General features: G+C 38.9%; 10 protein-coding genes and 1 other annotated feature. Of the genes, 9 read left to right on the plus strand and 1 reads right to left on the minus strand.

The genetic code is table 11. From position 1 onward, the window contains the following. Positions 1-11 precede the first annotated feature (11 nt). The 7 genes from V7138_RS04720 (at position 12) to ysxE (ending at position 7,433) form a co-directional block, all read left to right on the plus strand. Positions 12-845, plus strand: coding sequence for a cytochrome C assembly family protein (locus tag V7138_RS04720; protein ID WP_335394598.1), 834 nt, complete (start codon positions 12-14; stop codon positions 843-845). A 15-nt stretch (positions 846-860) separates the two neighbouring features. After that, complete coding sequence (hemC, locus tag V7138_RS04725; protein WP_335394599.1) at positions 861-1,793, plus strand: hydroxymethylbilane synthase; 933 nt, start codon at positions 861-863, stop codon at positions 1,791-1,793. Further along, entirely contained in the window at positions 1,793-2,593 is an 801-nt protein-coding gene (locus tag V7138_RS04730) for a uroporphyrinogen-III synthase (RefSeq protein WP_335394600.1), read from the plus strand. The genes hemC and V7138_RS04730 overlap by 1 nt, the downstream gene beginning before the upstream one ends. 3 nt (positions 2,594-2,596) lie before the next feature. Further along, positions 2,597-3,577, plus strand: a complete 981-nt coding sequence (gene hemB / locus V7138_RS04735) for a porphobilinogen synthase (protein WP_335394601.1) — start codon at positions 2,597-2,599, stop codon at positions 3,575-3,577. A gap of 65 nt (positions 3,578-3,642) precedes the next feature. After that, positions 3,643-4,932 carry a glutamate-1-semialdehyde 2,1-aminomutase gene (gene hemL, locus V7138_RS04740; protein ID WP_335394602.1) on the plus strand — a complete coding sequence of 430 codons (1,290 nt, stop codon included), beginning with the start codon at positions 3,643-3,645 and terminating at the stop codon, positions 4,930-4,932. 154 nt (positions 4,933-5,086) lie between these two features. Next, positions 5,087-6,313, plus strand: coding sequence for a stage VI sporulation protein D (spoVID, locus tag V7138_RS04745; RefSeq protein WP_335394603.1), 1,227 nt, complete (start codon positions 5,087-5,089; stop codon positions 6,311-6,313). A 79-nt stretch (positions 6,314-6,392) separates the two neighbouring features. Continuing rightward, the gene (gene ysxE / locus V7138_RS04750) at positions 6,393-7,433 is read left to right on the plus strand and encodes a spore coat protein YsxE (RefSeq protein ID WP_335394604.1); all 1,041 of its coding nucleotides are present in this window, start codon (positions 6,393-6,395) and stop codon (positions 7,431-7,433) included. 13 nt (positions 7,434-7,446) lie between these two features. Here the strand turns inward: ysxE and V7138_RS04755 are convergent, their stop codons facing one another. Further along, positions 7,447-7,641 (minus strand): hypothetical protein, encoded by a 195-nt coding sequence (locus tag V7138_RS04755; protein ID WP_335394605.1) that lies wholly within the window; start codon positions 7,639-7,641, stop codon positions 7,447-7,449. A gap of 337 nt (positions 7,642-7,978) precedes the next feature. Continuing rightward, positions 7,979-8,207, plus strand: a binding site (T-box leader). 50 nt (positions 8,208-8,257) lie between these two features. Between V7138_RS04755 and V7138_RS04760 the strand changes: the two genes are divergently transcribed. Together V7138_RS04760 and V7138_RS04765 are read left to right on the plus strand one after the other, a co-directional pair. Further along, positions 8,258-10,900 (plus strand): valine--tRNA ligase, encoded by a 2,643-nt coding sequence (locus V7138_RS04760; RefSeq protein ID WP_335394606.1) that lies wholly within the window; start codon positions 8,258-8,260, stop codon positions 10,898-10,900. A 68-nt stretch (positions 10,901-10,968) separates the two neighbouring features. Further along, the gene (locus tag V7138_RS04765) at positions 10,969-12,276 is read left to right on the plus strand and encodes a bifunctional folylpolyglutamate synthase/dihydrofolate synthase (protein ID WP_335394607.1); all 1,308 of its coding nucleotides are present in this window, start codon (positions 10,969-10,971) and stop codon (positions 12,274-12,276) included. Positions 12,277-12,534: the final 258 nt, after the last annotated feature.

Raw genomic sequence — 12,534 nt, forward strand, 5'->3', positions numbered from 1 at the left:
AGAAAATCGATATGGTAGAGATGAATGTAACGAGATTACATGAGTTTACTGTAATCCTCTATGCCCTAAGTGTCCTTCTTTATTTTATAGACTTTCTTCATAATAACCGGAAGGTAAACAAGGTTGCCTTCTGGTTACTTGCATTTGTATGGATCATTCAAACAATTTTTCTGCTTACACGAATGATACATACAGGTAGATTGCCGATCTTGTCCATGTTTGAAGGACTCTATTTCTATGCGTGGGTTTTGATTATGCTCTCTTTAATTTTAAACAAGTTTTTGAGAGTTGATTTTTTTGTTTTTTTTACCAATTTATTAGGGTTTTTCATTATGGCTTTACATACCTTCGCCCCAGGTCAGCATGGTTCAAGTGCGGTGGAAACCCAGCTAATTTCAGAATTGCTGATGATTCATATCACGATGGCGATTCTATCATACGGGGCTTTTTCATTATCCTTTGTATTTTCAATCCTTTATTTGATTCAATACAATTTGTTGAAACAGAAAAAATGGGGAAAGCGTCTTCTCCGGCTAGATGATTTGTCTAAACTAGACTATATGTCATACGTATTGAATCTCATTGGAGTGCCGATGCTTTTATTAGCACTTATTTTGGGCGTGCTATGGGCCTTTATAAAGGTTGAAAATTTTTATTTTTACGATACAAAGGTGTTAGGTTCCTTTTTTGTTTTAGGTATCTACATCGTGTACCTGTATAAAAGGGTTGTCCAAAAGCTCCAAGGAAAAACCATTGCATACTGGAATATAGGAGCATTTTTACTTTTACTAGTTAATTTCTTTTTATTTGGAAGCTTATCGAATTTTCATTTTTGGCTTTCATAGAACGGAGGAGTATTTATGAGGAAAATTATTGTTGGTTCTCGTAGAAGCAAATTGGCGATTACACAGACAAACTGGGTAATCCAGCAACTTAAAAATTTAGGTGTACCCAATGAGTTTGAGGTAAAAGAAATCGTGACAAAAGGCGATAAAATTCTTGATGTTACGTTATCGAAAGTTGGAGGTAAAGGCCTTTTCGTTAAAGAAATTGAACAGGCTTTATATGATAAGGAAATTGATATGGCTGTCCATAGTATGAAGGACATGCCTGCTGTGTTACCTGAAGGATTAATCATTGGATGTGTTCCGAAGCGTGAAGATCACCGTGATGTCATTATCTCGAAGCAAGATGTATCCTTTGATAACCTTCCTAGTGGATCAATTGTGGGAACAAGCAGTTTGCGTAGAAGTGCACAACTTCTAGCAAAAAGAGAAGATATTGAAATTAAATGGATTCGCGGAAACATCGATACAAGGCTTTCAAAGCTGGAAAATGAAGACTACGATGCTATCGTTTTGGCTGCAGCAGGCTTAAAGCGATTAGGTTGGTCGGACGACGTAGTATCAGAATTTGTGGACCCTGAGGTTTGTTTACCAGCAGTGGGACAAGGTGCGCTTGCCATTGAATGCCGTGAAGATGATACTGAAATTTTACTTGCCTTATCAAAATTAAATGATGAATATACGCAAAATACGGTTGCTGCAGAGCGTGCTTTCCTCCATAAAATGGAGGGTGGCTGCCAGATTCCAATTGCGGCTTATGCAACGATGTCAGATGATAAAGAAATTGCGTTAACAGCGTTGGTAGGTTCTCCGGACGGGAAAATCATATACAAAGAACAAGTGAATGGAAGAAATCCAATTGAAGTGGGACACGAAGCAGCGAAAAAATTAACAGACCTTGGTGCAAAAGAGTTAATTGATCAAGTGAAAGAGGAGCTTAACAAGTAATGAAAGGCGAACAACCTCTTTTCGGGAAAACGATTTTAAATACAAGAGGTAAAAATGCGGCTGCTGAATTTTCTAAGAAAATCTCGGCAGCTGGTGGTACGCCAATCGAAATTCCTTTGCTAACGTTCCAAAAACCAAAAGAAACAGATTTTATTAAAGTAACGATTCAGCAATTAGATCATTATGAATGGCTGGTTTTTACGAGTAAAAATGGTGTTGATTTCTTCTTTGATTTTTATGATGAGGTAGTGGAAAAAGTAAGTAGGAAACTAACCATGCCTAAAATCGCTGTAGTCGGTACAAAAACAGAAAAGGCATTATTGGCAAAGGGGTATAAGCCTGAGATAGTTCCGGCTGAATTTATTGCCGAAGGCTTGTTCGAAAGTTTGAGACCGTATGTAAAAGAAGGTGTCCAATTTTTATTAGCTCGCGGTAATTTAGCACGTTCTTATTTAGTTGATGAGTTAACAAAGCGCGGTGCTGGAGTTACTGATTTAATTGTTTATGAGACAGCAGGAGATACTCGTGATAAGGAACATTTAATCGAGCTTTTAAAAGAAAAACAAATAGACATAATCACATTTACAAGTCCATCTACAGTGAAGCAATTTTATAAAATGGTGGAACAAACGGAGTGGGAAGAATGGACAAAGCATGTCATATTCGCTTGCATTGGGCCAGAGACCCAAAAAGCGGCAGAGCAATTACATATCCCCATTCATATTTGCCCTGAACATTACACAACAGACCATTTACTTATGGAAATCATCGGTTTTTTACAATCACAAGGAGGAAAATAAGAGATGGAGAAATTACAATTTGTTAGACATCGGAGATTACGCCAATCTGCAAATATGAGAGCATTAGTGCGTGAAACACATTTACATACGGATGATTTAATTTACCCTTTATTCATTGTTGAAGGAGAAAATAAGAAAATAGAAGTTTCCTCGATGCCAGGTGTCTATAATATTTCATTGGATCTACTTGAACAAGAATTAAATGAGATTGTAGGGTTGGGAATTAAATCAGTTATTTTATTTGGTGTACCAGATGAAAAGGATGAGGTTGGTACAGGAGCCTATCATAATCACGGGATTGTTCAAGAAGCAACTCGTTTCATAAAAGAAAAACATCCAGAATTAATTGTCATTGCAGATACTTGTCTTTGTGAATATACTTCACACGGCCACTGTGGAGTTATCGAGAACGGCGAGGTACTAAATGACCCATCCCTTGAATTGTTAGCAAAAACAGCCGTAAGTCAAGCGAAAGCGGGTGCGGATATTATTGCACCATCTAATATGATGGATGGATTTGTTACAGCTATTCGACATGGCCTAGATGAAGCAGGCTTTGAAAATGTTCCGATTATGTCATATGCGGTTAAATATTCATCTGCATTTTATGGTCCATTCCGTGATGCTGCCGGGAGTTCTCCTTCATTTGGTGATCGTAAAACCTATCAAATGGATTATGCAAACCGCTTAGAAGCATTCCGTGAAGCTGAATCTGATATTGAAGAAGGTGCAGATTTCATCATCGTAAAACCAGCATTATCATACTTAGATATTGTCCGGGATGTGAAAAATCATTTTAATGCGCCAATCGTTGCGTATAATGTTAGTGGCGAATATTCGATGATTAAAGCAGCGGCCCAAAACGGTTGGATAAATGAAAAAGAAATCGTCATGGAAATGCTAACTGGAATGAAACGAGCAGGAGCGGATTTAATTATTACGTATCACTCAAAAGATGTGGCTCGTTGGTTAAAAGAAAATTAAATTTAGAGTCTGTCCCTCATTAACATGACAAGGCTAAGACGCCATTAAAGAAAGGGGTTACGAAGATGAGAAGTTATGAAAAGTCAAAAGCGGCATTTTCGGAAAGCATACACCTAATGCCAGGTGGAGTAAATAGCCCAGTTCGTGCTTTCAAATCGGTAAATATGGATCCTATTTTCATGGAGCGTGGAAAGGGATCGAAAATATATGATATTGACGGAAATGAATACATAGATTACGTATTATCATGGGGACCACTTATTCATGGTCATGCGGATGATCAAGTCGTGGAAGCCCTTAAAAAGGTAACAGAATGGGGAACAAGCTTTGGAGCTCCGACATTATCTGAAAATAAGCTTGCTAAACTTGTAATAGAAAGAGTTCCATCCATTGAGATCGTCCGTATGGTGAACTCCGGAACAGAAGCTACTATGAGCGCATTGCGTTTAGCACGCGGCTATACAGGACGAAATAAAATCTTGAAATTTGAAGGCTGTTATCATGGACATGGTGACTCTTTATTAATTAAAGCAGGCTCTGGTGTTGCCACACTTGGCTTACCTGATAGCCCAGGCGTGCCTGAGGGAATTGCTAAAAATACAATTACGGTTCCTTATAATGATTTAGAGGCAGTAAAATATGCATTTGAACAGTTTGGAGAAGATATTGCTGGGGTGATTGTCGAGCCAGTAGCAGGAAATATGGGTGTTGTTCCTCCACAGCCTGGATTCCTTGAAAGTCTTCGGGAAATTACAACTAAGTATGGAACATTATTAATTTTTGATGAAGTAATGACTGGATTCCGAGTTGATTATAATTGTGCGCAAGGCTATTTCGGCGTTACTCCTGACATTACCTGTCTTGGTAAAGTAATCGGTGGTGGTCTACCAGTGGGGGCATATGGCGGACGTGCAGATATTATGGAACAAATCGCTCCAGCTGGGCCAATCTACCAAGCAGGCACACTTTCAGGTAACCCATTAGCTATGACGGCAGGCTATGAAACTCTATCTCAGCTTAAACCTGAACACTATACTGAATTTAAGAAGAAAGCGGACCGACTTGAAGAAGGACTTACAAAAGCAGCAGAAAAATATGATATCCCACTTTGTATCAATCGTGCTGGTTCAATGATTGGCTTCTTCTTTACTAATGAAAAAGTAATTAACTATGATGTTGCCAAAACATCTAATTTAGATTATTTTGCAACGTATTATCGTGAAATGGCAAATGAAGGAGTATTCCTTCCACCATCTCAATTTGAAGGGATTTTCCTTTCTACAGCTCATTCTGAAGAAGATATCGAAAAAACAATTCAAGCAGCTGAAAAAGCATTTTCAAAAATAAGAGGGTAAGACCACATGGCAGACTCAGATAAAAAACATCTGGGTCTGCCTTTTTATTTGACTAACTTCTTTAAGAATTTATCATAAATCGTTTGGAACAATCATAAAAATTGTAATGTCATAGTAAATCTGTTTAGAAGGAGACTGAAAGGAGGAGTAGCTGATGTCATCTGAAAACTTACGATTTTCAGTAGAAGAATCAGTCTGGTTTCAAAAGGGACAGGAAGTCTCTGAGCTCATCTCAATATCACTTGACCCAGATATTGTCATACAAGAGCATGACCAATATGTGTCCATTCGCGGTGCATTACAGCTAACAGGTGAATATCGAATAGATGATAATGATACGGAAGATGGAGAACGTGATTTTGCCTCAGTTCGACTGGTAAATGAGGTTATTACACGTGAGGATGGAATTAGTGAACTAAACCATCGCTTCCCTGTCGATATTACGATTCCACAAGATCGTGTTCAAAGCTTAGATGATGTGTATGTTTTAATTGAAACATTTGACTATGAAATTCCAAAGCGTGGCTGCTTACAAATTATTGCTGATTTAGCCATAAGTGGTATCCAAGGCGTAAGTCATGCACCTAAAACGGAAGCGGCCCCAGAGGCTATCAAACAAGAAGCACAATCCTCTATTGTGAATGAACAACCGGTTGAAGAAGAACTTGAACTTGTAAGAAGCAGTTCGTTCGAAGAGGATATAGCTGAAGTGACAGCCGAGGAAAAACGTGAAGAAGTAGAAGAGGCGCAAGAGGTAGAAGAAGTTCAAGCAGTCGCTGAAGAAAAACGTGAAGAGCAAGAAGAGGTAGTACTGCAAACGAAAGAGGAAGTAGTGGTGCTACATAATGAAATAGAGGAACAGGAAGTTATTGCTGTGAGTGAACAGCAGGACGAAGAAGCTGATGCTGACCTATTTGTTCCTTTTGAAGTGGAAGCAAGAAAAGAAGCTTATCAGGAACAAGAGGAAAGCGAAGTTGTCGAAGTGATTGAAGAGGAAGAGGTTCATGCTGTTCTAACACCTTCAATCGAAGTAAAAGCAAGGCATGATAATCAATTATCCTTTGGTTCTGATCAACCCAATAGAAAAAGCTCAACAGCTGTACAGGAAATAAAAGAGGGGAAAGAACAGAGAGATGATAAAACAGAGGAATCTGTAAAACGAAGTGAAAATGATTTATTATTAACCAAAATATTTGGCAGAGATGAAGTTGATGATCATACGACGATGAAAATCTGTATCGTACAACACGGAGATTCATTGGAGAAGATTTCACAGCGTTATGAAATAAGTGTGCAGCAATTAGTACGAGTAAATTCACTAAATACCGATTCCGTTTCTGAAGGACAGTTATTATATATTCCTGTCCAAGCGAATACGTAAATTTAATCAATAGGGTGGGGAGAAAAACCTCGCCCTGTTTTCTTTAGAAAAATTGTCAGGAAAGAGAGTGATTGGCCCAATGGATAAAATCGATGTCAGTAAAATCGGGCCCATCTTAAAAAAATATAATCTCCAGCCATTATCATTCGAACAGTTCGGCAAAGTCACGAAAGTGATGACAAACAAAGGTACGTATGCTCTAAAAGTCATTTCACACAAAATCAATCCATCCTTCCCCACTCTTCTTCAACAGTTATTCCAACAGGGCTATACAAGAGCTGTACCCATTTATCCGACGGTTGAAGGGAAATACCTTGTCTATCATAATCAAAAGTTCTATTACTTAATGCCATGGCTGAAGAGCAGCACCCCACAGCAACGTGGAGGCCATTACCATGCCCTTTTTAAAGAAATCGCAAGGATTCATCTAACAACGGCAAGAAAACAGCAAATTAGCGATAAAAATGAGATTACGGGACATTATGAAGCAATCATCAAGAAATGGGAAGAGCGAAATCAGTTTCTTGAAAAATTTGTTGAAGAAGCCGAAACAAAGTGGTTTATGTCCCCATTTGAACTCCAGTTTTGTACGTATTTTTATGAAAGCAGTTTAGCCTCATCATTTGCAAGAAACCAGCTTGATAGATGGCACGAGTTAATGGTAGAGAAGGAGTCTTTTCGTACAGTTTTAACATTAAACAATTTATCGGATACACATTTGTTATATGATGAAAGTGGAAAAGGGTATCTTTCAAATTTTGAGAGGGCAGCCTATGGGAATCCAACAAATGATTTAGTTATCCTCTATTACCGAATATTAAAAACCTTTCCTACTCTTTGTACAGATTGTTTAGAGTGGTTTGAATCTTATCAAAGCCGATTTCCATTACGAGAAGAGGAATTTTATCTCTTGTTAAGTCATTTGGCATTTCCAGAGTCCTTATATCGCTGTGTGCAAAATTATACAGCTCAGAAACAAAAAAGATCAGAGTTAGAGCATGTTCAGTTGTTGCAGCGGGCATATTGGCAAATGAAAAATATTGAATTTGTTTCTGTTAAACTTCTTGAAGCCGAACAAAAAAGAAAAGAACAGGAAAAGGAAGAATCCCATACGGAATAATGTATGGGATTTTTTAAATCCAGTCTAAATAGAAGGAGACGGCAAGCAAGATTAAGATGGCTAAAAAGAGCACATCAAACGAGGTTGGCAGGAACAGGGTTCGAACCGCTTGAACGATAGTGATCGGGATGATAAATTGGTGACAAACATCTCTGCATTGCCTTAGCCAAGGAGGGTAGGCGTATTTTCTTAAACGATGTCTTCTCATATGATCTCTCCCTTCAGGAAATCCTATAATTAAAATATGCTTGGAAAAGCAGAATAGTTCCAATCCAACAAATTTGTAACAAAAGACACGTACGAGAATAAAGTATATGAAACTTGGCTATCCTTATTGACAATACCTATTGAAATTGATAAAAATTAGTAGTAGAATCTTTAAGAACACAATAAAAGTTTTAAAGTCGACGAATCAGAAGCGAGAAGGTCAAGGAAGGACAGTCTCGAGGACCAGAGCGTATGCTTTTAATACGCGAGGACCGGAGAGACCGAGTGACGCAGAGATTCGAAGCTTATCATTTGGCGACTTTTAAACATCCATTAATGTACATACGATGAGAGGGAAGAGTACATCGCATACCCCTTCAGAGAGAGAAATCAGTAGCTGTGAGATTTCTTAGGAACGTTACGATGGAAGGTCACCCTTAAGTAGCTTTTATGAAAATGAAGTAGTAAAAGCCGGTGAAAAGCCGTTATCTTTTCTTGAGAGCATAGATAAGCTTTTTTATCTATGAAAAAAGGTGGTACCGCGAATACACTCCATTCGTCCTTTTATTAGGATGAGTGGAGTTTTTTATTTTCATTGTATTTAAGGAGGAACTCTTATGGAGGGAAATGAAAAGAATTTATCAACAAAGTATGACCCGCAAACGATTGAAGCGGGCCGCTATCAATATTGGTTGGATGGCAAATTTTTTGAAGCAAAAGACGATGCTGAGAAAAAACCATATACCATTGTGATTCCACCACCAAACGTAACAGGAAAGCTGCACCTAGGGCATGCGTGGGATACAACCTTACAGGATATCCTAACTCGCATCAAACGAATGCAGGGCCATGACGTTCTTTGGCTGCCGGGCATGGACCATGCAGGAATCGCGACCCAAGCAAAAGTTGAGGCGAAGCTTCGTGAAGAAGGGAAAACTCGCTATGACTTAGGACGTGAAAAATTTGTAGAGGAAACCTGGAAGTGGAAGGAAGAGTATGCGAGTCATATTCGTGAGCAATGGTCTAAGCTTGGTCTTGGATTAGATTATTCAAGAGAACGATTCACACTTGATGAAGGACTTTCAAAAGCAGTACGTGAAGTGTTCGTTACTCTCTATAAAAAAGGACTTATTTATCGCGGTGAATACATTATCAACTGGGACCCTGCGACAAAAACAGCCCTGTCTGATATCGAGGTAATCTATAAAGATGTGCAGGGTGCATTTTACCATATGCGCTATCCATTAGCAGATGGCAGCGGAACGATTGAAATTGCAACCACTCGTCCGGAAACAATGCTTGGTGATACCGCCATTGCCGTTCACCCGAAGGATGAACGCTTCAAACATCTAATTGGTAAAACAGTCATTCTTCCAATTGTAGGAAGAGAAATTCCGATTGTTGGGGATGAATATGTTGATATGGAATTTGGTTCAGGTGCAGTTAAAATCACACCTGCTCATGACCCAAATGACTTTGAGGTAGGCAATCGCCACAATCTTGAACGTGTTCTTGTGATGAATGAGGATGGAACAATGAATGCCAATGCAGGTAAATACCAAGGGTTGGACCGATTTGAATGCAGAAAACAAATTGTGAAGGATCTTCAAGCAGAAGGCGTTCTTTTCAAAATTGAAGACCACCTTCATTCGGTAGGCCACAGTGAGCGAAGTGGAGCAGTTGTTGAACCATATCTATCAACCCAATGGTTCGTAAAAATGCAGCCGTTAGCGGATGAAGCGATTAAGCTTCAAACACAGGAAGAAAAGGTACATTTCGTTCCAGACCGTTTTGAAAAAACATATCTGCATTGGATGGAAAACATTCGTGATTGGTGTATTTCTCGTCAATTATGGTGGGGTCATAGAATCCCAGCCTGGTACCATAAAGATACAGGTGAGGTTTATGTAGATCATGAGCCACCAACTGACATCGAAAACTGGGAGCAGGACAATGATGTATTAGATACATGGTTTAGTTCTGCCTTATGGCCATTCTCTACAATGGGCTGGCCTGACAAGGAAGCAGCGGATTTTAAACGCTACTATCCAACAGATGCCCTTGTGACAGGCTATGATATCATCTTCTTCTGGGTATCCAGAATGATTTTCCAAGGACTCGAATTTACCGGAAAACGTCCATTTAAAGATGTTCTCATTCACGGTCTAGTACGTGACGCAGAAGGTCGTAAAATGAGTAAGTCACTTGGAAATGGTGTCGACCCAATGGATGTCATCGCCCAATACGGTGCTGATTCATTACGATACTTCTTATCCACTGGAAGTTCACCAGGTCAAGACCTACGCTTTAGTATGGAAAAGGTTGAAGCGACTTGGAACTTTGCGAATAAGATTTGGAATGCTTCACGTTTTGCCCTAATGAACATGGGCGATTTAAAGTTTGAGGATATCGACTTTAGCGGTGAAAAATCAGTTGCCGATAAGTGGATCCTAACTCGCTTAAATGAAACCATTGAATCCGTAACGAAGCTTGCGGATAAATATGAATTTGGTGAAGTAGGCAGGGTGTTATATAACTTCATTTGGGATGACTTCTGTGACTGGTATATTGAAATGGCGAAGCTTCCTTTATACGGTGAAGACGAGCAAGCAAAGAAAACTACGAGATCGATTCTTGCCTATGTTTTAGACAACACAATGAGATTATTACATCCATTTATGCCGTTCATTACCGAGGAAATATGGCAAAACTTGCCACATAATGGTGAATCTATTACCATTGCAAAATGGCCGGAAGTTAATCCGGAACTATCAGACGATCAAGCAGCCGGGGAAATGCGACTATTGGTTGATATTATTCGCTCTGTTCGTAATATCCGTGCAGAGGTAAATACACCAATGAGCAAACAAATCAAGCTTTATATAAAAGCAAAGGATGCAACGATTCTGCCACAATTAGAAAAGAATCGCTCTTATCTTGAACGATTCTGTAACCCAAGTGAGCTCGCGATTGCAACCGACATTACTTCACCTGAAAAGGCAATGACTTCAGTTGTAACAGGTGCAGAATTATTCCTTCCGCTTGAAGGGCTGATCAACATCGATGAAGAAATCAAGCGTCTGGAAAAAGAACTAGAAAAGCTTGATAAAGAGGTTGAACGCGTTCAGAAGAAACTTGGTAACGAAGGTTTCGTGAAGAAAGCACCTCAAAAAGTCATTGATGAAGAACGAGCAAAAGAAAAAGACTATCTCGAAAAACGCGAAACAGTTCGCGAGCGCATTGCAGAACTAAGAGGCTAAATGAATAAAAGGCGAATCTATTATAGATTCGTCTTTCCTTCATTATAAAAACTGTGGAGGAAACTCATATGATATATACATACGATGAAGCTTTGTCATGGATTCATGGGAGATTAAGACTAGGCATGAAGCCGGGATTAGCCCGAATGGAATGGATGATGGAACGACTTAATCATCCGGAGAAAAAAATAAAGACAATTCATGTTGCTGGAACTAATGGGAAAGGCTCAACTGTCAGCTACCTTCGTAATATTTTACAAGAAGCAGGTTATAAGGTTGGAACCTTCACCTCTCCTTATATTGAGTCTTTTAATGAGCGAATTAGTGTAAACGGAAAGCCCATCTTAGATGATGAAATTGTCTCTCTTTTACAAGTGATTAAACCATTAGCGGAAGAACTGGAGGAAACCGAACTTGGTGGTCCTACTGAGTTTGAAGTCATTACCGCGATGGCCCTTTATTATTTTGGGGAAACTTCTGCTATTGACTTTGTAATTATGGAAGTGGGGCTAGGAGGAAGACTTGATTCTACAAATGTCATTACTCCGCTTGTATCCATCATTACGAGCATTGGCTTTGATCACATGAATATTCTTGGGGACACAATCGAAGAAATTGCGGGTGAAAAAGCTGGTATCATCAAACGGAACGTTCCCGTAATATCAGGAGCTCAGCAGCGGGAAGCAATTGAAGTGATAAGTGCTAAGGCAAAAGAAGAAGAGAGTCCATTTTATCAATTAGACCAAGACTTCTTTATCCTGGGCCATCAATCAGATGATGGAGAAAGCTTTACAGTAAAGACTCAAAATAAAAACTTTCAAAATCTACACATCTTAATGAAGGGTGCGCATCAGGTTAGAAACGCAAGCTTAGCAGTGATGGCCGTTCACTTATTACAACATAATGGTGTTGCACAAATCGGTGACAATGAACTTGTAGCAGGTTTGGCGAAAACAAAATGGATTGGACGATTTGAAGAGATTTCGAAGGAACCACTTGTTATTTTAGACGGAGCGCATAATCCAGAAGGTATTAACAGTCTTGTTGAAACGATAGGGACTCATTTAAAAGGAAAAGATATCCACATTATTTTTAGTGCGTTAGGCGACAAAAAATTAGACACGATGATTGGACAACTTGAAAAGGTTGGTCAAACCTTGACTTTTACTACCTTTGACTACCCAAGAGCGGCAAGCACCAAGGAACTATATGAAAATTCTTCTGCCGGTGAATCCATTAGAACGATTGATAAGTGGCAAGAGGCAGTTGAAGCGGGATTAATGCGAGCATCATCGGAAGAAAATGCAGCTCTAATTATAACGGGTTCTCTTTATTTTATATCTGAGGTTAGGAAGTTTTTATTATCGATCCACTAAATATGAAAACATAAGGGGCAAATAGCCCCGTTTTTTTATGCGTAAATGCAAGTGACAAACTGTAACAAAATATTTTAATTTATTACAAATAACTCGTTAACCTCTTTAGTATTTTCCTATTTTCATATAAAATGAAATGTGATGGTATAGGTATATTTTACTATCTGATTTTGAGTACATATAAGATGTTTTATAAAATCATGTAATTGAATCTGGGGACAATATCAACTAAAGTCACATAAAGAGTTAAAGGGGGAC

It is taken from the genome of Bacillus sp. JJ1533, from assembly GCF_036965045.1.
Classification (GTDB): domain Bacteria; phylum Bacillota; class Bacilli; order Bacillales; family Bacillaceae_L; genus Ferdinandcohnia.